Source organism: Salmonella sp. SSDFZ69 (assembly GCF_004010755.1).
Taxonomy (GTDB): Bacteria; Pseudomonadota; Gammaproteobacteria; order Enterobacterales; family Enterobacteriaceae; genus Salmonella; species Salmonella enterica.
The window spans coordinates 99,445-120,395 of record NZ_CP034831.1 but is presented as its reverse complement, the minus strand read 5'-3'; the positions used below and the strand labels follow the sequence as shown (position 1 = coordinate 120,395).

Here is a 20,951-nt window from a genome sequence, read left to right as displayed (position 1 = left end):
GGGCAATTCGCTTACACGCCAAATTCTTCCCGGTATGCTCGCACAGCCGCCAGATGCTCAGCCATATCAGGTTTTTCTTCCAGATAGGCAATCAGGTCTTTCAGCGTAATGATGGAGATAACCTTACAACCATAGTCGCGCTCCACTTCCTGAATCGCGGAAATCTCGCCGCGGCCACGTTCCTGACGATCCAGCGAAATCAGTACGCCAGCCAGCGTAGCCCCGTGCGCCTGAATAATCTCCATCGACTCGCGAATCGCCGTACCTGCGGTAATCACGTCATCCACCAGCATCACGCGGCCCTGTAGCGCGCTGCCCACCAGACACCCGCCTTCGCCATGATCTTTTGCCTCTTTGCGGTTAAAGCAGTACGGCAGGTCTTTATCGTGATGTTCCGCCAGCGCAACCGCCGTCGTCGTCGCGATCGGAATACCTTTGTACGCGGGGCCAAACAGCAGATCAAATTCAATACCGGAATCCACCAGCGCTTCGGCATAAAAACGGCCTAACAACGCCAGGTCGCGCCCGGTATTAAACAGCCCGGCGTTGAAGAAATAGGGGCTTTTGCGCCCGGATTTCAGCGTAAACTCGCCAAACTTTAGTACCTGCTTGTTAAGCGCAAACTCAATAAACTGGCGCTGATACGGTTTCATGGATTCGCTCCTTTTCTTACTTTCATCATTTACGAAATTTACGGACAAAAAAAAGGCGACTTTTCAGTCGCCTTAAAATCAATTTTCTAACGCCGCCTTCTGCGTCGCCACAATGGATTCAATTCCCCCTCGGGCCAGCGCCAACAAAGTGAGAAGTTCTTCATGGCTGAACGGCTCGCCTTCCGCGGTACCCTGTACTTCAATAATGCGGCCGTCTTCAGTCATCACGACGTTCATGTCGGTTTCTGCGGCGGAATCTTCAACATATTCCAGATCGCAGATCGCTTCGCCGTTAACGATGCCTACGGAAACCGCCGCCACCATGCCTTTCATCGGATTGGTTTTCAGCTTACCGTTGGCAACCAATTTATTCAGCGCATCCGCCAACGCCACGCAGGCGCCGGTAATAGACGCTGTACGCGTACCGCCATCGGCCTGGATTACATCGCAGTCCAGCGTAATGGTAAATTCGCCGAGCGTTTTCAGATCGACCGCCGCACGCAGCGCACGCGCGATCAAACGCTGAATTTCCATAGTACGACCGCCCTGCTTACCCTTTGCCGCTTCGCGCGCGTTACGGGTATGGGTAGCGCGAGGCAACATGCCATACTCTGCGGTGATCCACCCCTGGCCTTGTCCTTTCAGAAAACGTGGAACGCCCTCTTCAATGGAGGCAGTGCACAACACTTTGGTATCTCCAAATTCGACCAGTACCGAGCCTTCAGCGTGTTTTGTATAGTTACGGGTCAGGGTTACGGGACGCACCTGATTAGCGCTACGGCCTGCTGGACGCATATTGAGATCTCCGGCTTAAAACGAATGTGGCTGCGCATTATACGGACTTCCGATGGTTATTCCTATCCTGACAAGGCCTGGATAGCTATAATCCCCTCATCTCTCCTTTAAAAACGGGAACATCTATGATCCGCAGTATGACCGCCTACGCCCGGCGTGAAATCAAGGGTGAATGGGGTAGCGCGACCTGGGAAATGCGCTCGGTAAACCAGCGTTATCTGGAAACTTACTTTCGTCTGCCGGAACAGTTCCGTAGTCTTGAACCCGTCGTGCGCGAACGCATTCGTACACGCCTGACGCGCGGCAAAGTCGAATGTATGCTGCGTTTTGAACCCGATGCCAGCGCGCAAGGCGAGCTTATTCTGAATGAAAAGCTCGCGAAACAATTAGTTAGCGCCGCAAACTGGGTCAAAATGCAGAGCGACGAAGGGGAAATCAATCCGGTTGATATTTTGCGCTGGCCAGGTGTCATGGCGGCGCAAGAGCAGGATCTGGACGCGATTGCCGCAGAAATTTTAGCCGCACTGGACGGTACGCTGGATGACTTTATCGTCGCGCGCGAAACGGAAGGCCAGGCGCTGAAAGCGCTGATTGAACAACGTCTGGAAGGCGTCAGCGCCGAAGTAGCGAAAGTCCGCGCGCATATGCCGGAAATCCTGCAATGGCAGCGTGAACGCCTGGTCGCGAAGCTGGAAGATGCTCAGGTTCAGTTGGAAAACAACCGTCTGGAGCAAGAGCTGGTGATGATGGCGCAGCGCATTGATGTGGCGGAAGAGCTGGATCGTCTGGAAGCGCACGTCAAAGAGACTTACAACATTCTGAAGAAAAAAGAGGCGGTAGGTCGCCGTCTGGACTTCATGATGCAAGAATTTAACCGTGAGTCGAACACCCTGGCCTCCAAATCCATCAACGCTGATGTAACTAACTCCGCTATTGAATTAAAAGTGTTGATCGAGCAAATGCGCGAGCAAATCCAGAATATTGAATAATTCTGGCGCTCAATATGTCACAGAGCCCGCCTTATGCGGGCTCTCGCGTTTATCGGTAGTACGTTTTTAATTTCCGGCGAATAGCGTCGATAAGGCGTCGCTTCCACTCTACCGTTGAAGCCCGATACTGCATAAAAATAGCGCCTTCCGCCTGCTCCCCGGCAAGCGGCAGGACAAAAAGACCGCGCTTATCGGATAAATTTTCATACCAGGGGCGCGGTACAATCGCCATTAGCGGCGCCGACTGGACAGCAGGCGCAAGTTGACTGTAATCATGACAAACAAACGTCAGCGGACGTTCAAACCCGGCACGAGCCTGCTGCCTGTCCAGTTCGTTGTTCTCTTTTGTCCACGGCAAACAGTAAATGTGTTGATAATGCTGTAGATCAGCAAAATTCAACGCTGTGGCATTCTCCAGACGTGAACGCAATGGCGCGCCATAAACCGCGATCAAACGCGTCGTCCCCACCCGCTCGTAATGCAGAGCGCTGACCTGCTTTTGATGGTCGCCAATTGCCAGCACCAAATCAACCGAGCTATCCAACAGTTCATCACGCCAGGGTCGGCGGGCAAAAGGAAGGCACTCGATCACCGCCTGATGAAGATGACCTTTCTCTGCGAGAACGGGCGTAAGCAGCGCGTTCAATGCGGGAGGAAGTACCACCCGAAAACAACGGGAGCCGTTCTCTTTATCGCCAAACAGCTCCTCATTAAGCGAAACAAACACAGGCGCCAATTTGTCACGCAGCGCCTGCGCATAAGGCGTAGCAATCTGGCGGTTCCCTTCCCGTCGAAACAACGGATCGTTTAGCGCATCGCGCAATCTCATTAGCGCATGACTTACCGCAGAAGGCGACAAAGCCAGCTTTTGCGCCGTTTTCCCCGTAGAGCTCGTCTCCAGCAGCACATACAGTACTTTTAACAGGTTCATATCCATTTGCAGCAAGTTCATTAAACGTCTCTCTTATTGAACCTGGCTAAATTACTGCCAGGTATACTGCGGGCGCTTCAATCAGGAGAACATTATGAATCGCTATGCATTATTCTTTGTATGTATATTTTCAACATCAGCACTTCCTGCCATGGCGGCATTAGATCCTTCACAACCGTTATCACCCGCGCCTCCGTTATCACTGTTTAAAGCGTGGGCTAAGCCTATAAAGCCGTTTCAAATCACAGAAGGCGTGTGGTATGTCGGCACGGAAAATCTCTCTTCTATTCTGCTGACCACTCCGGCAGGGCATATTCTTATTGATGCGGGGTTGGATGAAAGCGCACCGCAAATTAAAGCGAATATTGAAGCGGCAGGATTCCGCCTCACAGACGTGCGCTATCTGTTGAATAGCCATGCGCGGCTGGATCAAGCGGGGGGCATGGCACGTTTGAAAGCGTGGAGCGGCGCACAATTGGTCGCCAGCCAACCCAACGCCGATCAGATGGCGAGGGGTGGACGACAGGATTTTGCGCTTGGCGATGCGCTCCCCTTTCCGCCCGTCACCACCGATAAAATTATCCACAACCAGGAAAGCATCAGCCTCGGAGGGATAACCGTGACAGCACTATTCACGCCTGGACATCTGCCCGGCTCAACTTCCTGGCGCGTAACGCTTCGCAACGGCAAGACGCTAATTTACGCAGATAGTCTCGCCACGCCCGACTATCTGCTGATTAACAACAAAAATTACCCTGACCTGGTTACTGATATTCAGGGTAGCTTTAAGACACTGGCCGCCCAGCATGTTGATATCTTTATTGCCAACAAAGGTGACCGCTTCGGGCTACTGGAGAAACGACAGCAACTTCGCAACGGCGATACACAGGCATTCTTTGATTCCAATGGCTTGCAACAGTATGTGGAACGCTCGCGCCAGCGCTTCATCACACAACTTACCGCACAGCAGCCATAATGAAATGATTCACCGGCGGCGCGTCCAGGGCGCCGTTCTTTTAAATTATCTAAGTCAAAACAGAAAAACCTCGCATACAATAAACCACAAAAACGATGTTCAATTTATTGATATTTATAATAAATAATTATTAATCATAAATTTAAAATCATTACTAAAATTTATTAATCGTGTAATGCCTTAGAAAATCTCAATCGTGATACAGCGCACAAATCGTTAATCTTCGCCCCCAGTAAATTAGGGGGAAATCATGCTGTTGCACGTTCTTTATTTAATTGGCATCACTGCCGAGGCCATGACGGGCGCACTCGCTGCGGGTCGTCGTCGCATGGATACATTCGGCGTAATTATTATTGCTACCGCCACCGCCATTGGTGGAGGCTCGGTTCGCGACATTCTGCTCGGTCACTATCCGCTGGGTTGGGTGAAGCATCCCGAATATGTCATTATTGTGGCGACTGCCGCTGTATTGACCACCATTGTTGCCCCCGTCATGCCCTATTTACGCAAGCTTTTCCTGGTACTTGACGCGCTGGGGTTGGTGGTTTTCTCTATTATTGGCGCTCAGATAGCCCTTGATATGGGCGAAGGGCCAATTATCGCCGTGGTGGCCGCCGTCACTACCGGCGTCTTTGGCGGCGTGCTCCGCGATATGTTCTGCAAACGCATTCCACTGGTGTTTCAAAAAGAGCTATATGCCGGCATTTCGTTCGCCTCGGCGGTGCTCTATATTGCGCTGCAACATTACGTCATGAATCCGGATGTCGTCGTTATCTCTACACTACTGTTTGGCTTTACAGCAAGGTTATTAGCGCTACGTCTTAAACTTGGCCTGCCGGTATTTTATTACCGCCATGAAGGGCACTAAGACCCAAATCCGGGAATATGCTGAGCAGCCAGCCATCTGCTCAGCGTTGTGATCTGCGGATTATCCCGCCAGTCGATAACTCTCCCGGCACGACGCTCGCCCGTCGCTGGCAACTGCCGCCAGTATTGCTCTGTTCGCATTAATAACTGCTCCCATGAGCGATCGCCGCTGGCCTGTAATGCGGCCTGCGTTAAGGGGATATCCATCGCCATGATCCAGCGGGTAAACGGCTGCCGGCGCGCCAGGTTAAATTGCCGCCATATCTGCTCGCTTTTTCCTTTAGCAAAGCCTGGCGTGTTGGCTATTTGTGCTGACGTCAGGGCAAGCCAGGAGAAGATATGCTCAAAGCGATGCGTCTGATGCAAGGCCCGCCAGCTGGCTTCGCCCATTCCGTCCAGACCCAACGCCGACCGTGACCCCAGCCATACCAGCCTGGAGATAAACTGTTCCTGACACGTTGCCGACGCGTAAAAGCAGGTCAGCGAGTTGAAATGGCTATCAGGCGGTACAGGCTTACTCCGCTCACGACTCCGCCAGACGACCTCATCAAGCCGGGGAATGCCTTGCCCCGCTAGACTCACCAGGATCTGATCGCCCGGCGCGATATCCCACGCTTCCCAACGTTTCACAGAGCCGATATTGACCCGCTGAACCCGCTTATCATCCAATATAACGGGGACAAGCGACGCTACTACGGTAATTTTGCCGCTTTTCCCCACCGAGAACTGAATAGCGCTCACTTGCGCGACCTGCGCTACTGGCGGATATTTCCATGCTGCCAGCCAGTCGCCCTGCCCGGGTCGCCAGTGTTGTGACGCAGGTTCTTTAGCCATGCGTATCACTACGCCATCCGTTACAAAGGGTAATGCTGACGTCAGCCATGACTGGCGCGCCCGCTCGACCTCGCTGGCATTTTTTACCGCCAGGGAATATTTCTTCGTCAGACTGAATCCAGCCTTAGCAAGTTGGCTTAATCTTTCGGGCATATTTGCCGGACCGTCCGGCCACGCCCAAATAAAAATACCCAACGAATTTAGCGCGGAGGCGTTATCCTGGCGCATTAACATTCCTGCGACTTTCGAGCGCGCATTCATCCCGCCCATCCGTTGCTGGATATGCCCCTCGCGCTGTAGAAAGATTTCGCCCTGCAACACTGCGTTAGCTAGCGCGCCTTGTGTTGTCTGCGGTATAGAGGGGATCAGGCGAATTTTTGGCGTCCAGTCCTCGCCTTGTAGTCCGTTACCCCGGCTGATAGCCCTGGTCAGTTTACCGTTTTGATAAACCAGCGTTACCGCTACACCATCCACTTTTGGTTGTACCCAAAGCTCGCTGCGCCCGCGCATCCACTGTTCTACCGCCTGTCGGTCCGCGAGTTTGCGTACGCCCGTGTGCGCAACAGGGTGCATTGTTGTACCGTTTAACGGCGGTGAAACCGGAGTAGATGAAACATCCTGACCAACACAGCGTTGCCACTGAACCAGCCTTGCGCTGAGTTGGTCGTACACACTATCGTCAACCGCGCTAACCCCTTGTTTCCAGTAGATGTCATTCCAGTCAGCGAGCTGTTGCTGTAAACGGGCGATTTCTTCAGCGGCCCTTGCTGGCGGCCAGGCCGGGCAAAGCGCCCCACTCTGCGAATGCCACAATAAAATTCCCCACGCCATACTTTTCCATAATCTCATCACGACCTCCTGCGCACATTGCCCGGCAGGTATAGCGCTTTAGTGAATAAAAACCGACAGGTAAAAATGCATCATCCGAGCCGCTTTCCAGATTTTTTGGTGGGTTGCTGCAACGACGCGATAAAAGCGGAAAAAGGGACGCAAAATGCAATAATCTGGCGCAAAAAGTGTGACAAAGACTACGTCGCATAACGGCGATGTGTATAATAAGCCCGTATCAAGGCTCTATTTCGATAATCACAGACGTAAGATACTCATGGCTCAAGGTACGCTTTATATTGTTTCTGCCCCCAGTGGCGCGGGTAAATCCAGCCTGATTCAGGCTTTATTAAAAACCCAACCGTTGTATGACACTCAGGTTTCCGTTTCACATACCACGCGCGCGCCGCGTCCGGGTGAAGTGCACGGTGAGCACTATTTCTTTGTAAATCATGATGAGTTTAAAACCATGATTGGCAGGGAGGCGTTTCTGGAGCACGCGGAAGTGTTTGGCAATTACTACGGCACTTCGCGCGAAACCATTGAGCAAGTGCTGGCAACCGGCGTTGATGTTTTTCTGGATATCGACTGGCAGGGCGCCCAGCAAATTCGCGAAAAAATGCCGCAAGCACGCAGCATTTTTATTTTGCCGCCATCAAAGATCGAATTGGATCGCCGTTTACGCGGCCGCGGGCAAGATAGCGAAGAAGTCATTGCCAAACGAATGGCGCAAGCGGTTGCAGAAATGAGCCATTACGCCGAATATGATTATCTTATTGTGAATGACGACTTTGATACCGCGTTAAGCGACTTGAAAACCATCATTCGCGCTGAACGTCTGCGTATGAGCCGCCAAAAGCAGCGTCATGACGCTTTAATCAGCAAATTGTTGGCAGACTGAACCCACTTTCAGTATCATGCCCAGTCATTTCTTCACCTGTGGAGCATTTTAAGTATGGCACGCGTAACTGTTCAGGACGCTGTAGAGAAAATTGGTAACCGTTTTGACCTGGTACTGGTCGCCGCGCGTCGCGCTCGTCAGATGCAGGTAGGCGGAAAGGATCCGCTGGTACCGGAAGAAAACGATAAAACTACCGTTATCGCGCTGCGCGAAATCGAAGAAGGTCTGATTAACAACCAGATCCTTGACGTCCGCGAGCGCCAGGAACAGCAAGAGCAGGAAGCCGCTGAATTACAAGCCGTTACCGCTATTGCTGAAGGTCGTCGTTAATCACAAAGCGGGTCGCCCTTGTATCTGTTTGAAAGCCTGAATCAACTGATTCAAACCTACCTGCCGGAAGACCAGATTAAGCGTCTTCGGCAGGCGTATCTCGTTGCACGTGACGCTCACGAGGGCCAGACACGTTCAAGCGGTGAACCCTATATCACGCACCCGGTAGCGGTGGCCTGTATTCTGGCCGAGATGAAACTCGACTACGAAACGCTGATGGCCGCTCTGCTGCATGACGTGATTGAAGATACCCCCGCCACCTATCAGGACATGGAACAGCTTTTCGGTAAAAGCGTTGCCGAGCTGGTAGAGGGGGTGTCTAAGCTTGATAAGCTCAAGTTCCGCGATAAGAAAGAGGCGCAGGCCGAAAACTTTCGCAAAATGATTATGGCGATGGTGCAGGATATCCGCGTCATTCTCATTAAGCTTGCTGACCGTACCCATAACATGCGCACGCTGGGCTCGTTACGCCCGGATAAACGTCGTCGTATTGCCCGTGAAACGCTGGAAATCTACAGTCCTCTGGCGCACCGTTTAGGTATTCATCACATCAAAACCGAGCTGGAAGAGCTGGGCTTTGAAGCGCTGTATCCCAATCGTTACCGCGTCATCAAAGAAGTGGTAAAAGCGGCGCGCGGCAACCGTAAAGAGATGATCCAAAAAATCCTCTCTGAAATCGAAGGACGTTTGCAAGAGGCGGGAATTCCGTGTCGCGTTAGCGGTCGCGAAAAACATCTTTACTCGATCTACTGCAAAATGGTGCTCAAAGAGCAGCGTTTTCACTCGATCATGGACATTTACGCTTTCCGCGTCATCGTTCATGACTCCGATACCTGCTATCGCGTACTCGGCCAGATGCACAGTCTCTATAAGCCGCGTCCGGGACGGGTGAAAGACTATATTGCCATTCCCAAAGCGAACGGCTATCAGTCTTTGCACACCTCAATGATCGGCCCGCACGGCGTTCCTGTTGAAGTCCAGATCCGTACCGAAGATATGGATCAGATGGCGGAAATGGGGGTCGCGGCGCACTGGGCGTATAAAGAACACGGTGAGACCAGCACCACGGCGCAGATCCGCGCCCAGCGCTGGATGCAGAGCCTGCTGGAGCTACAACAGAGCGCCGGTAGTTCGTTTGAATTTATCGAAAGCGTAAAATCCGATCTCTTCCCGGATGAGATTTACGTTTTCACCCCGGAAGGGCGCATTGTCGAACTGCCCGCTGGCGCTACGCCGGTGGATTTTGCCTATGCAGTGCATACCGACATCGGCCACGCCTGCGTCGGCGCGCGTGTTGACCGGCAGCCTTATCCGCTGTCGCAGCCGCTTAGCAGCGGTCAGACCGTCGAAATTATTACCGCGCCGGGCGCGCGTCCCAACGCCGCCTGGCTGAACTTTGTCGTCAGCTCTAAAGCGCGCGCTAAAATTCGTCAGTTGCTGAAAAACCTCAAACGTGATGACTCCGTAAGCCTGGGCCGTCGTCTGCTTAACCATGCTTTAGGCGGTAGTCGTAAGCTGGCGGAAATTCCGCAGGAAAATATTCAGCGCGAACTGGATCGTATGAAGCTGGCAACGCTTGACGATCTGCTGGCGGAAATCGGTCTCGGCAACGCGATGAGCGTAGTGGTCGCGAAAAATCTGCAGCAAGGCGAAGCCGTGGTGCCGACCGTTGCGCAATCGAATCACGGCCACCTGCCGATTAAAGGCGCGGATGGCGTGCTTATCACCTTTGCGAAGTGTTGTCGTCCGATCCCAGGCGACCCGATCATCGCTCACGTCAGCCCAGGTAAAGGACTGGTGATCCACCATGAATCCTGCCGTAATATCCGTGGATACCAGAAAGAGCCAGAGAAATTTATGGCGGTCGAATGGGACAAAGAGACGGAGCAGGAATTCATTACCGAAATCAAGGTGGAAATGTTTAACCATCAGGGCGCGCTGGCTAACCTGACGGCGGCGATTAATACCACCACCTCCAATATTCAAAGCCTGAATACTGAAGAGAAAGATGGTCGCGTCTATAGTACCTTTATTCGCCTTACCGCACGCGATCGCGTACATCTGGCGAATATCATGCGCAAAATCCGCGTGATGCCAGACGTTATTAAAGTCACCCGTAACCGAAACTAGCGCTATGAATCCAAAACGTTATGCGCGTATATGCGAAATGCTCGCCAGGCGTCAGCCTGATCTCACGGTCTGCATGGAGCAAGTCCACAAACCTCATAACGTTTCTGCAATCATTCGTACCGCAGATGCCGTTGGCGTCCATGAAGTCCATGCTATCTGGCCAGGTAGCCGGATGCGCACCATGGCTTCCGCGGCGGCGGGCAGCAACAGTTGGGTACAGGTGAAAACTCACCGTACCATTGGCGATGCGGTAGCCCATTTGAAAGGACGGGGAATGCAGATTCTGGCAACCCATCTTTCTGATAAAGCCGTAGACTTTCGCGAGATTGATTACACGCGCCCGACCTGTATTCTGATGGGTCAGGAGAAAACCGGTATTACTCAGGAAGCATTAGACCTGGCGGATCGGGATATCATCATTCCTATGATCGGCATGGTACAGTCGCTGAACGTTTCCGTCGCCTCCGCGCTCATTCTTTATGAAGCCCAGCGCCAGCGACAGAACGCGGGCATGTATCTGCGTGAAAATAGCATGTTGCCGGAAGATGAACAGCAGCGCCTGCTGTTTGAGGGTGGTTATCCGGTGCTGGCGAAAGTCGCTAAACGTAAAGGTCTGCCTTATCCTCGCGTCAATCAGCAGGGCGAAATAGACGCCGATGCTGACTGGTGGGCGACGATGCAGGCGGCAGGGTAATCACCATGTCAGGCCGCTTGTTAGACGCTGTTCCGCTCAATTCCCTGACAGGCGTCGGCGCAGCGCAAAGCAGTAAACTGGCGAAAATTGGCCTGCATACCGTGCAGGACCTCCTGCTCCACCTCCCTCTGCGTTACGAAGACCGTACACATCTCTACCCCATTGGCGAACTGCTACCTGGCATCTACGCCACCGTTGAAGGCGAAGTGCTGAACTGTAACATCACTTTCGGCGGTCGTCGGATGATGACCTGCCAGATTAGCGACGGTTCCGGCATTCTTACCATGCGCTTTTTCAATTTTAACGCGGCGATGAAAAACAGCCTGGCGACGGGACGACGTGTGCTGGCCTACGGGGAAGCGAAGCGCGGCAAGTATGGCGCAGAGATGATCCATCCGGAATATCGCCTGCAGGGCGATCTCAGCACGCCGGAACTTCAGGAAACGCTCACCCCCGTCTATCCGACCACCGAGGGCGTGAAGCAAGCGACACTGCGCAAGCTTACCGATCAGGCGCTGGAGTTGCTCGACACCTGCGCCATTGCCGAACTACTGCCGCCGGAACTGGCGCAGGGTATGATGAGCCTGCCGGAGGCGTTACGTACCTTGCATCGCCCGCCGCCGACACTCCAGCTCGCCGATTTAGAAACCGGCAAACACCCAGCGCAGCGGCGGCTTATTCTTGAAGAGCTACTGGCGCATAATCTCAGTATGCTGGCGCTTCGCGCAGGCGCGCAGCGTTTCCACGCCCAGCCGCTCAGCGCCAACGACTCGCTGAAAGATAAGCTGCTGGCGGCGCTGCCGTTTAAGCCCACGGGTGCCCAGGCGCGCGTCACCGCAGAAATTGAACACGATATGGCGCTGGATGTGCCGATGATGCGTCTGGTTCAGGGCGACGTGGGTTCCGGTAAAACGTTGGTTGCGGCGCTTGCCGCCTTGCGCGCTATTGCCCACGGTAAGCAGGTGGCGTTGATGGCGCCGACCGAATTGTTGGCTGAACAGCACGCCAACAACTTCCGCAACTGGTTCGAACCGTTGGGCGTTGAAGTGGGTTGGCTGGCCGGTAAGCAAAAAGGTAAAGCGCGCCAGGCGCAGCAAGAGGCTATTGCCAGCGGTCAGGTGCAGATGATTGTCGGCACCCACGCTATCTTTCAGGAACAGGTGCAGTTTAACGGGCTGGCGCTGGTCATTATCGATGAGCAGCACCGCTTTGGCGTCCACCAGCGGCTGGCATTGTGGGAAAAAGGCCAGCAGCAGGGCTTTCATCCGCATCAGTTGATTATGACCGCAACGCCCATTCCGCGCACCCTGGCGATGACTGCCTACGCCGATCTCGATACCTCGGTGATTGACGAGCTCCCGCCGGGCCGTACCCCTGTCACTACCGTTGCTATTCCGGATACCCGTCGCCATGAAATCATTGATCGTGTGCGCAACGCCTGCACAACCGAAGGCCGTCAGGCCTACTGGGTCTGTACGCTGATTGAAGAGTCCGACCTGCTGGAAGCGCAGGCGGCGGAAGCCACCTGGGAGGAACTCAAGCTGGCGTTACCGGAGTTGAATATTGGCCTGGTACACGGCCGCATGAAGCCCGCCGAAAAACAGGCGGTGATGCAGGCCTTTAAGCAGGGTGAACTGCATCTGCTTGTCGCCACTACGGTGATTGAGGTGGGGGTCGATGTTCCTAACGCCAGCCTGATGATTATTGAAAACCCGGAGCGACTGGGCCTGGCGCAATTACACCAGCTCAGAGGGCGCGTTGGCCGTGGCGCGGTCGCATCGCACTGTGTGCTGCTCTATAAATCGCCGTTGTCGAAAACGGCGCAGAAGCGTTTACAGGTATTGCGCGACAGCAACGACGGCTTTGTGATTGCGCAAAAAGATTTAGAGATTCGCGGCCCGGGGGAATTACTGGGCACGCGCCAGACGGGTAACGCCGAATTTAAAGTAGCTGATTTGCTGCGCGATCAAGCCATGATCCCCGAAGTTCAGCGTATTGCCCGTCATATTCACGAACGTTATCCGCAGCAGGCACAAGCGCTGATTGAGCGCTGGATGCCGGAAACCGAACGTTATTCCAACGCCTAATCCTATTCGCCGCGCGACAGAGCCGACAGAAGATCCTCAATCTGGATAGCGATAACGTCCTGGGCTGCCAGGGCATCGCGCGAGATACGCGTTGCCATCGCACTCTCCGGCTCGTCCCGCAGCATTGCCGCCGCCTTCTGCACCCCGTCGAGGATCATCTCCGACGTTAACTGCCGGGTTAAAAACGCCAGATTATTTTCCAACCACGGTTCTTCCGTCGCACCTAATGGCGGTTGCCACTGCCACGAGCCTTCTGGCCAAAGCGGGTTAACCTCTACCGGATAAATTAAATGCGCGGCGTACTGCAACGCGCATACCGCTTTACCCGGCGTATCCAGTGACCACCACTGATTCCAGAGCGAACGGATAAACGGCGCAACGCCGCCGAGAACATTGAAGGTATCCAGCCAGGTCAGCGGAGAATTGAAACCGCGCTCGTGATTGATTCGCGCCAGCATGGTCTCCAGCAAAAAATGCCGTACCTGCTGGCGCTGAGCGGCATCCATCATTTCCCGCCAGAGATAAGGCCGCCGTAACGCGCGCAGGAAAGACTCCTCGAAGTGATCGCCATAGCCATGGGTTAACAGCGTTTCGCGCCAACAGGCAAGGCATAGAGGAAACAGATAACGAAACAATTCCGGCTGCATCGGCTCGTGGTAAACCAGATTCAGCACATAATAAACGCTCAGATGCCAATCGGTAATCTGCCGCCAGTCCGTCGCCGCCAGCGCCTGCAACTCAGCATCGGCATAGTCAAACTCCGCTTCCCATACGTTAAGAACCGGCGGCTCATCGCCAAAAATATGACGACAGCGTTCACGCAGAGTTTCAGGTTGACGGCAACGTTTTTTCATCTTTATCCGGCAAACATTGGCAGCATCAGGTACAGCTTGATCACCAACGCATTGACGATATCGATAAAGAACGCGCCGACCATCGGCACCACCAGGAACGCCATATGCGAGGGGCCAAAACGGTCGGTAATCGCCTGCATATTAGCAATGGCGGTCGGCGTTGCGCCCAAGCCAAAACCACAGTGACCCGCCGCCAGCACCGCCGCATCGTAGTTTTTCCCCATCATGCGCCAGGTGACGAAGATCGCGTACAGCGCCATGAAGATGGTCTGTACCACCAGAATCGCCAGCATCGGCAGCGCCAGCGACGCCAGTTCCCACAGCTTCAGGCTCATCAGCGCCATTGCCAGGAACAGTGACAAACTCACGTTCCCCAGCACCGAAACAGCACGCTCAAATACGCGATAAAAACCCACCAGCGCCAGGCCATTGCTGAGGATCACCCCAACAAATAGCACACAAACGAAGACCGGCAGTTCAAGCACCGTTCCCGCCAGTAGCTGCGCTACGATTTTGCCCACGGTCAGACAGATAGCAATCAGGGCGATAGTTTCGATTAGCACCAGAGAGGTGATCATACGACCCACATCCGGCTTTTCAAAGGCTGTCGGCACGGCCTGATCGTCAGGCATTCCATCCGGCGTGGTGGAGTGTTTCACCAGATAACGCGCTACCGGGCCGCCAATCAACCCGCCCAGCACCAGACCAAAGGTTGCACATGCCATTGCAACTTCGGTGGCATTGGCAAAACCATAACGTTCGACAAACAGTTTACTCCACGCCGCGCCGGTACCGTGTCCGCCGGACAGCGTAATTGACCCGGCAATCAGCCCCATTAACGGGTCCAGACCCAACAGACTCGCCATGCCGATACCGATGGCATTCTGCATCAGCAGTAATCCGACCACGACGACCAGGAAGACGCCAACAACGCGTCCCCCCTTGCGCAGGCTGGCAAGGTTAGCGTTAAGGCCGATCGTCGCGAAAAACGCCAGCATCAACGGATCGCGCAGGGTCATATCAAAGTTGACCTCCCAACCGACGCTTTTTTTCAGTACCAGCAGAGCAACCGCGACCAGTAACCCCCCTGCCACCGGCTCCGGAATCGTATATTTCTTCAGTAAGGAGACAGACTGGACCAGCTTGCGACCCAGTAGCAGCACCAGCGTGGCGGCGACAAGGGTCGATAAGGTATCGAGTTCAAACATTTAAAGCTCCTGTAGTGCGCTGTGACATGTGCGCACAAATCATTTCCTGAGTCAGTTTTTTAGCTCTTTGCGAGTCTTCGGCATGGATTTTAAGCAGAAAAAGGCAAAAAGTTATATAAAAAGGTGCATTTATCTTTTTTAAATATTAAGAATATTCGCTCGCAATCGTTTGCTTTTACCATCTGGTCAGATAAAATCACCGCTTTTCCACCACGAGAATGTCCCTGATGTCCGTTAACGCCATCGAGCCGGCAGATGCGCAACCGGTTGCGCAGACGCAAAACAGCGAATTAATTTACCGTCTTGAAGATCGCCCGCCGCTCCCTCAAACCCTTTTTGCCGCTTGTCAGCATCTGCTGGCCATGTTTGTCGCGGTAATCACGCCAGCGCTGTTAATCTGCCAGGCGTTGGGTTTACCGGCGCAGGATACGCAGCACATTATCAGCATGTCGCTGTTCGCCTCCGGCGTAGCCTCTATTATTCAAATCAAAGCGTGGGGGCCGGTAGGATCGGGGCTGTTATCCATCCAGGGAACCAGTTTTAACTTTGTCGCCCCGCTGATTATGGGCGGTACCGCGCTGAAAACCGGCGGCGCGGACGTCCCGACGATGATGGCGGCGCTGTTCGGCACGCTGATGCTGGCAAGCTGCACCGAGATGGTGCTTTCTCGCATTCTACATCTGGCGCGCCGGATTATCACGCCGTTAGTCTCCGGCGTCGTGGTGATGATTATTGGCCTGTCGCTGATTCAGGTGGGGCTAACTTCCATCGGCGGCGGCTATGCCGCCATGAGCGACAACACCTTTGGCGCACCGAAAAACCTGTTACTGGCCGGCGTCGTCCTGGCCATTATCATCCTGCTGAATCGGCAACGTAATCCCTACCTGCGCGTGGCTTCTTTGGTTATTGCCATGGCGGCAGGCTATCTTTTGGCCTGGTTTATGGGCATGTTGCCTGAGAATAACGCGCCGGTCTCGCAGGACATCCTGATGGTGCCGACCCCGCTGTATTATGGTCTGGGCATTGACTGGAACCTGTTACTGCCGTTGATGCTGGTCTTTATGATTACGTCGCTGGAGACCATCGGAGACATCACCGCCACCTCTGATGTCTCCGAGCAGCCGGTATCCGGCCCCTTGTACATGAAACGGCTAAAGGGCGGCGTACTGGCTAACGGCCTGAACTCATTTGTTTCAGCGGTATTTAATACGTTCCCGAATTCCTGTTTCGGTCAGAACAACGGCGTAATTCAGTTGACCGGCGTCGCCAGTCGCTATGTGGGATTTGTCGTCGCGCTGATGCTGATTGTGCTCGGCCTGTTCCCGGCGGTAAGCGGTTTTGTGCAGCATATCCCGGAACCGGTGCTCGGCGGCGCCACGTTAGTGATGTTCGGCACCATTGCCGCCTCCGGGGTGCGTATTGTCTCGCGTGAGCCGCTGAACCGCCGCGCGATTCTGATTATCGCCCTGTCGCTGGCCGTGGGTCTTGGCGTCTCGCAACAGCCGCAGATCCTGCAGTTCGCGCCAGAATGGGTGAAAAATCTGCTCTCATCCGGAATTGCCGCTGGCGGCATCACGGCTATCGTGCTGAACCTGATTCTCCCGCCGGAAAAACCGTAAAAACCCTGCGGCGGCGACACGATTCGCCGCTGCTGTAACGCTCTTTCACCATTCCTGTCTTGAGGATTGCACGCAAATCGTGCATAAATCCCCTATGTGCATTTCACGGGATGGAAGACCATGAAATTGATTGGGAGGTTGCTTCTCTACGTGCTGATCGCCTGTTTAGTGGTGATTTTCGGCTTTTATTTTCTGCTGCAAACGCGCTGGGGCGCAGATCATGTCAGCAACTGGATATCAGAGAACAGCGGTTATCACCTCACATTCGACGTGATGGATCATCGTTTTTCCGCCCCATCCCATCTTTTACTGGAGAATGTGACCTTTGGTCGTGATGGTCAGCCTGCTACCCTGGTCGCGAAAACCGTAGATATCGGTCTGAGCATTCGCCAGTTAACCGCGCCGCTGCATGTCGACACGATTCTGTTACAGGACGGCACGCTGAATATTTCAGTGCAAACCGCCCCTTTCCCGTTTGAGGCCGACCGCCTGCAACTTCGCAATATGGCGCTCAATAGTCCCGGCAGCGAATGGCGGTTGAGCGCCCAGCGCGTTAACGGCGGCGTTATGCCCTGGCGCCCCGAAGCCGGTCGGGTATTGGGCAATAAAGCCCAGATCCAACTGAGCGCCGGTTCGCTGACGTTAAACGACGTTCCCGCCACAAATGTGCTTATTGAAGGCAGTATCGACCATACTCAGGTGATGTTAAACACCGTCGGCGCCGATATGGCGCGCGGAGCGTTAACCGGCGTCGCCCGGCGTAACGCTGACGGTAGTTGGGTCGTTGAAAATCTGCGGCTGAATGATATTCGGTTACAAAGCGATAAATCCCTGAGCGAGTTTTTCGCGCCGCTTACTACGGTTCCATCTTTGCAGATTGGTCGTCTTGAAGTGACGGACTCCAGCCTGCAAGGACCAGACTGGGCAGTCACCGATCTTGACCTGAGTTTGCGCAATCTGACTCTGCACAAAGAAGACTGGCAAAGTCAGGAAGGTAAATTATCGATGAACGCCAGCGAGTTTATTTACGGCTCGCTGCACTTGCTCGATCCAATCCTGAACGCCGAATTTTCACCACAGGGCGTTGCGCTACGCCAGTTCACCACCCGCTGGGAAGGCGGTATGGTCAGAACTTCCGGCGCCTGGTTACGCGAAGGCAAAGCGCTTATTCTGGACGATACCGCTATCGCCGGGCTGGAGTATACGCTGCCGGAAAACTGGAAGCAGTTATGGATGAAGCCGCTGCCCGACTGGTTGAACAGCCTGACGCTGAAAAAATTCAGCGCCAGCCGCAATCTGGTGATTGATATCGACCCGGCCTTCCCGTGGCAAATCACCGCCCTGGACGGCTACGGCGCAAACCTGGAGCTGGTACAACATCATCAATGGGGCGTCTGGAGCGGCAATGCGACCCTCAACGCCGCAGCGGCAACCTTTAACCGTGTGGACGTGCGCCGCCCGTCGCTGTCGTTGACGGCTAATGCCAGCACGGTCAACATCAGCGATCTGAGCGCGTTTACTGGAAAAGGGATACTGGAAGCCACTGCCAGCGTATCGCAACTGCCGCAGCGTCAGACGCAAATCAGCCTGAACGGACGCGGCGTACCAATGGATGTGCTACAGCGGTGGGGCTGGCCGGCATTACCGATTGCTGGCGATGGCAATATTCAGCTCACGGCCAGCGGCAATATTCAGGCCGATGCGCCGTTGAAACCGACGGTAAACGGGCAATTACACGCGGTCAACGCACAAAAGCAGCAGATAACACAGACGATGCAAGCGGGCGTGGTGTCCGGCGGTGAAGTTACGTCAACGGAGCCAGCGCTGTAATTGAGGGCTTGCCCGGTGGCGATGGCGCTTACCGGGCTTACGGTTCTTGCTCATTTTTAGGCCGGATAAGCGCAGCTCACGGCGCCATCCGGCGATTTAGATTTAAAGCGTAATCACCACTTCATTTCCCTGCGGGGTGATCACTACGCCCAGTTCACTTCCCGCATATGAGCCGCATTTGGTACCGCTAATCTGCGTAATATTACGCAGACACAGCGTCCAGTTGCGCGCCTCGCCTTCGCCGCTCACCGTAATGGTATTGCCTGTGCGTTTCGCCTGCAGCGTAAAGATTGTCGAACCATCCGTAGCAGGGACTTCGCAGACCGCTTCGCAGCCGTCATCCAGATGGAATAACTGGAAGGCCGTACCCTCATGCCAGGCGTAATCGGGCTTCTGGCTATTGTTGCCCAGCGCCAGTAGTGTATTGTCACGCACGTACACTGGCAGACTCAGGAAGTCATGCTGCTGTTTATGCCAGCGGCTGCCCTGCACTTCATCGTTGCGCCACAGGTGCGTCCAGCGGCCTTCTGGCAGGTAGAACTCCACGTCGCCCGCTTCACTAAATACTGGCGCTACCATGACCGCATCTCCCAGCATGTACTGGCGATCAAGATAATCACACGCCGGATCGTCCGGGAACTCCAGCATCATCGCCCGCATCATTGGCGTACCGGCTTCGTTGGCGCGCGCCGCTTCCCGATACAGATACGGCATCATCCGGCACTTCTGTTCGGTGAAGAAGCGCACCACGTCACAGGACTCGTCGTCATAGGCCCACGGAACCCGGTAGGATTTGCTACCGTGCAGGCGGCTGTGGCTGGAGAGCAAGCCGAATGCGCACCACCGCTTGTAGACATGCGCCGGCGCGGTATTCTCGAATCCGCCAATATCATGACTCCAGAAGCCAAACCCTGACAGGCCGATGGACAGCCCGCCGCGCAGGCTTTCCGCCATCGATTCGTAGTTGGCGTAGCAGTCGCCGCCCCAGTGCACCGGGAACTGTTGCGCGCCCACCGAGGCGGAACGGGCGAACAGCACCACCTCTTCAACGCCGACGGTCTCTTTCAGCACGTTCCACACCAGTTCGTTGTAGATGTAGGCATAATGGTTGTGCATTTTCTGTGGATCAGAACCATCAAACCACTGCACATCCGTTGGAATGCGTTCGCCGAAGTCAGTTTTGAAGCAGTCCACTCCCATCTCCACCAGGCCCTTCAGCTTGTCGGCATACCATTCGCAGGCTTGCGGGTTGGTGAAGTCGTAAATCGCCAGTCCCGGCTGCCATTTATCCCACTGCCACAAGGAGCCGTCCGGGCGTTTTAGCAAATATCCTTTCTCTTTCAGCTCCTGGAAGACCGGGGATTTCTGGCCGATGTAGGGGTTAATCCACACGCAGACTTTCAGCCCTTTCGCTTTCAGGCGGCGAATCATCCCTTTCGGATCGGGGAAAGTCACCGGGTCCCATTCAAAATCGCACCACTGAAAAGCTTTCATCCAGAAACAGTCGAAGTGGAAGACGTGCAGCGGCAGATTGCGCTCGGCCATACCGTCGATAAAACTGTTAACGGTCGCTTCGTCGTAGTTGGTGGTGAATGAGGTGGTCAGCCACAGGCCAAACGACCAGGCGGGCGGCAGCGCCGGACGACCCGTAAATTGGGTATAGCGGTTCAGCACGTCTTTCGGGGTCGGGCCGTCGATGACGAAGTATTCCAGATACTCGCTCTCGACGCTGAACTGAACTTTGGAGACTTTCTCGGAGCCAATTTCAAACGACACGCACTGCGGATGGTTTACCAGCACACCGTAGCCACGGTTGGTGATATAGAACGGGATGTTCTTGTAAGACTGTTCGGTACTGGTGCCGCCGTCGCGGTTCCAGGTCTCCACCGTCTGACCGTTACGCACCAGCGCGGTAAAGCGCTCGCCCAGCCCGTAGACGGTTTCGCCCACGCCGAGATCCAGACGCTCGAACATGTAGTTGCGCCCGCTATTGGTGTCCTGCACATAGCCGTTATTTTTCAACTGACTACCGGTGATACGTACACCGTTGCGCAGAAAATCCAGAGACCAGAGCTCGCCTTTGGTGACGCGCACGCTCAGGCTGCCGCTCTTGAGTTCGGCAAATTCAGCGTTGTTCTGCATCTCTACGTTGATATCTTGCAAGACATTGAGCGGATAATGTGGGCCGTTATCCAAAGCGCCCTGGAAGTGTTCCATCCGTACACCTATCACTCCTTCCTGCGGCGAGAAAAAGCGCAGGGTAAACAACGGGGTATCCAGTTGCCAGGTTCGTTCGCGGACATCACGCGGCGCGGCATAGATCACCATCTCATTCCCGTGCTGTTCAACGTCGAACACCTGAACCGGGTGAATCAAATTAAGGCCAGGCTGGATCAGCCAGTTTCCGTCGCTAATTTTCATAGTC

Annotated in this window: 17 protein-coding genes; 10 read left to right on the top strand and 7 right to left on the bottom strand. The window is 54.5% G+C overall.

Annotated features, from left to right (window positions below; all coding sequences use genetic code 11):
• Window positions 1-11: 11 nt before the first annotated feature.
• Together pyrE and rph are read right to left on the bottom strand one after the other, a co-directional pair.
• The gene (pyrE, locus tag EOS98_RS00565; protein WP_000806165.1) at window positions 12-653 is read right to left on the bottom strand and encodes an orotate phosphoribosyltransferase; all 642 of its coding nucleotides are present in this window, start codon (window positions 651-653) and stop codon (window positions 12-14) included.
• 78 nt (window positions 654-731) lie between these two features.
• Entirely contained in the window at window positions 732-1,448 is a 717-nt protein-coding gene (gene rph / locus EOS98_RS00560) for a ribonuclease PH (RefSeq protein ID WP_001247078.1), read from the bottom strand.
• Between the two features lie 125 nt (window positions 1,449-1,573).
• Here rph and EOS98_RS00555 point away from each other — a divergent pair, with 125 nt between their 5' ends.
• Entirely contained in the window at window positions 1,574-2,437 is an 864-nt protein-coding gene (locus EOS98_RS00555; RefSeq protein WP_000621352.1) for a YicC/YloC family endoribonuclease, read from the top strand.
• A gap of 49 nt (window positions 2,438-2,486) precedes the next feature.
• Here EOS98_RS00555 and EOS98_RS00550 read toward each other — a convergent pair whose 3' ends face one another.
• Window positions 2,487-3,389, bottom strand: coding sequence for a LysR family transcriptional regulator (locus tag EOS98_RS00550; protein WP_001050867.1), 903 nt, complete (start codon window positions 3,387-3,389; stop codon window positions 2,487-2,489).
• A gap of 73 nt (window positions 3,390-3,462) precedes the next feature.
• Between EOS98_RS00550 and EOS98_RS00545 the strand changes: the two genes are divergently transcribed.
• On the top strand, window positions 3,463-4,344 hold the full coding sequence (locus EOS98_RS00545) for an HARLDQ motif MBL-fold protein (protein WP_001082961.1): 882 nt from the start codon (window positions 3,463-3,465) through the stop codon (window positions 4,342-4,344).
• A gap of 250 nt (window positions 4,345-4,594) precedes the next feature.
• A complete protein-coding gene (locus EOS98_RS00535) occupies window positions 4,595-5,212 on the top strand; it encodes a trimeric intracellular cation channel family protein (protein ID WP_000924334.1) in 618 nt (205 codons plus the stop codon).
• Here EOS98_RS00535 and ligB read toward each other — a convergent pair.
• The gene (gene ligB, locus EOS98_RS00530) at window positions 5,209-6,894 is read right to left on the bottom strand and encodes an NAD-dependent DNA ligase LigB (protein WP_126523743.1); all 1,686 of its coding nucleotides are present in this window, start codon (window positions 6,892-6,894) and stop codon (window positions 5,209-5,211) included. The genes EOS98_RS00535 and ligB overlap by 4 nt on opposite strands.
• A gap of 256 nt (window positions 6,895-7,150) precedes the next feature.
• Here ligB and gmk point away from each other — a divergent pair, with 256 nt between their 5' ends.
• Genes gmk through recG form a run of 5 tightly spaced genes read left to right on the top strand, consistent with a single transcriptional unit; the run spans window position 7,151 to window position 13,015 of the window.
• On the top strand, window positions 7,151-7,774 hold the full coding sequence (gene gmk / locus EOS98_RS00525; RefSeq protein WP_000046966.1) for a guanylate kinase: 624 nt from the start codon (window positions 7,151-7,153) through the stop codon (window positions 7,772-7,774).
• Window positions 7,775-7,828: 54 nt separating this feature from the next.
• On the top strand, window positions 7,829-8,104 hold the full coding sequence (rpoZ, locus tag EOS98_RS00520) for a DNA-directed RNA polymerase subunit omega (protein ID WP_000135058.1): 276 nt from the start codon (window positions 7,829-7,831) through the stop codon (window positions 8,102-8,104).
• A gap of 18 nt (window positions 8,105-8,122) precedes the next feature.
• Complete coding sequence (gene spoT / locus EOS98_RS00515) at window positions 8,123-10,234, top strand: bifunctional GTP diphosphokinase/guanosine-3',5'-bis pyrophosphate 3'-pyrophosphohydrolase (protein ID WP_000280481.1); 2,112 nt, start codon at window positions 8,123-8,125, stop codon at window positions 10,232-10,234.
• 4 nt (window positions 10,235-10,238) lie between these two features.
• Entirely contained in the window at window positions 10,239-10,928 is a 690-nt protein-coding gene (gene trmH, locus EOS98_RS00510; RefSeq protein ID WP_001068436.1) for a tRNA (guanosine(18)-2'-O)-methyltransferase TrmH, read from the top strand.
• Between the two features lie 5 nt (window positions 10,929-10,933).
• Window positions 10,934-13,015 carry an ATP-dependent DNA helicase RecG gene (gene recG, locus EOS98_RS00505; RefSeq protein ID WP_080190490.1) on the top strand — a complete coding sequence of 694 codons (2,082 nt, stop codon included), beginning with the start codon at window positions 10,934-10,936 and terminating at the stop codon, window positions 13,013-13,015.
• Between the two features lie 2 nt (window positions 13,016-13,017).
• On the opposite strand, the gene EOS98_RS00500 is transcribed toward recG, so the two are convergent.
• Together EOS98_RS00500 and gltS are read right to left on the bottom strand one after the other, a co-directional pair.
• The gene (locus EOS98_RS00500) at window positions 13,018-13,869 is read right to left on the bottom strand and encodes a hypothetical protein (RefSeq protein WP_000745469.1); all 852 of its coding nucleotides are present in this window, start codon (window positions 13,867-13,869) and stop codon (window positions 13,018-13,020) included.
• Between the two features lie 2 nt (window positions 13,870-13,871).
• Window positions 13,872-15,077, bottom strand: coding sequence for a sodium/glutamate symporter (gene gltS, locus EOS98_RS00495; RefSeq protein ID WP_000462251.1), 1,206 nt, complete (start codon window positions 15,075-15,077; stop codon window positions 13,872-13,874).
• A 227-nt stretch (window positions 15,078-15,304) separates the two neighbouring features.
• Here gltS and xanP point away from each other — a divergent pair, with 227 nt between their 5' ends.
• Complete coding sequence (gene xanP / locus EOS98_RS00490) at window positions 15,305-16,696, top strand: xanthine/proton symporter XanP (protein ID WP_000115428.1); 1,392 nt, start codon at window positions 15,305-15,307, stop codon at window positions 16,694-16,696.
• Between the two features lie 120 nt (window positions 16,697-16,816).
• The gene (locus tag EOS98_RS00485; protein WP_126523742.1) at window positions 16,817-18,526 is read left to right on the top strand and encodes an AsmA family protein; all 1,710 of its coding nucleotides are present in this window, start codon (window positions 16,817-16,819) and stop codon (window positions 18,524-18,526) included.
• Between the two features lie 102 nt (window positions 18,527-18,628).
• Here EOS98_RS00485 and yicI read toward each other — a convergent pair whose 3' ends face one another.
• Window positions 18,629-20,947: an alpha-xylosidase gene (gene yicI / locus EOS98_RS00480; protein ID WP_126523741.1), complete on the bottom strand. Its 2,319-nt coding sequence runs from the start codon at window positions 20,945-20,947 to the stop codon at window positions 18,629-18,631.
• Window positions 20,948-20,951 lie beyond the last annotated feature (4 nt).

Coding starts and splice junctions, on each gene's coding strand:
- pyrE (WP_000806165.1), bottom strand. CDS start 653: ATGAAACCGTATCAGCGCCAGTTTATTGAGTTTGCGCTTAACAAGCAG.
- rph (WP_001247078.1), bottom strand. CDS start 1,448: ATGCGTCCAGCAGGCCGTAGCGCTAATCAGGTGCGTCCCGTAACCCTG.
- EOS98_RS00555 (WP_000621352.1), top strand. CDS start 1,574: ATGATCCGCAGTATGACCGCCTACGCCCGGCGTGAAATCAAGGGTGAA.
- EOS98_RS00550 (WP_001050867.1), bottom strand. CDS start 3,389: ATGAACTTGCTGCAAATGGATATGAACCTGTTAAAAGTACTGTATGTG.
- EOS98_RS00545 (WP_001082961.1), top strand. CDS start 3,463: ATGAATCGCTATGCATTATTCTTTGTATGTATATTTTCAACATCAGCA.
- EOS98_RS00535 (WP_000924334.1), top strand. CDS start 4,595: ATGCTGTTGCACGTTCTTTATTTAATTGGCATCACTGCCGAGGCCATG.
- ligB (WP_126523743.1), bottom strand. CDS start 6,894: ATGAGATTATGGAAAAGTATGGCGTGGGGAATTTTATTGTGGCATTCG.
- gmk (WP_000046966.1), top strand. CDS start 7,151: ATGGCTCAAGGTACGCTTTATATTGTTTCTGCCCCCAGTGGCGCGGGT.
- rpoZ (WP_000135058.1), top strand. CDS start 7,829: ATGGCACGCGTAACTGTTCAGGACGCTGTAGAGAAAATTGGTAACCGT.
- trmH (WP_001068436.1), top strand. CDS start 10,239: ATGAATCCAAAACGTTATGCGCGTATATGCGAAATGCTCGCCAGGCGT.
- recG (WP_080190490.1), top strand. CDS start 10,934: ATGTCAGGCCGCTTGTTAGACGCTGTTCCGCTCAATTCCCTGACAGGC.
- EOS98_RS00500 (WP_000745469.1), bottom strand. CDS start 13,869: ATGAAAAAACGTTGCCGTCAACCTGAAACTCTGCGTGAACGCTGTCGT.
- gltS (WP_000462251.1), bottom strand. CDS start 15,077: ATGTTTGAACTCGATACCTTATCGACCCTTGTCGCCGCCACGCTGGTG.
- xanP (WP_000115428.1), top strand. CDS start 15,305: ATGTCCGTTAACGCCATCGAGCCGGCAGATGCGCAACCGGTTGCGCAG.
- EOS98_RS00485 (WP_126523742.1), top strand. CDS start 16,817: ATGAAATTGATTGGGAGGTTGCTTCTCTACGTGCTGATCGCCTGTTTA.
- yicI (WP_126523741.1), bottom strand. CDS start 20,947: ATGAAAATTAGCGACGGAAACTGGCTGATCCAGCCTGGCCTTAATTTG.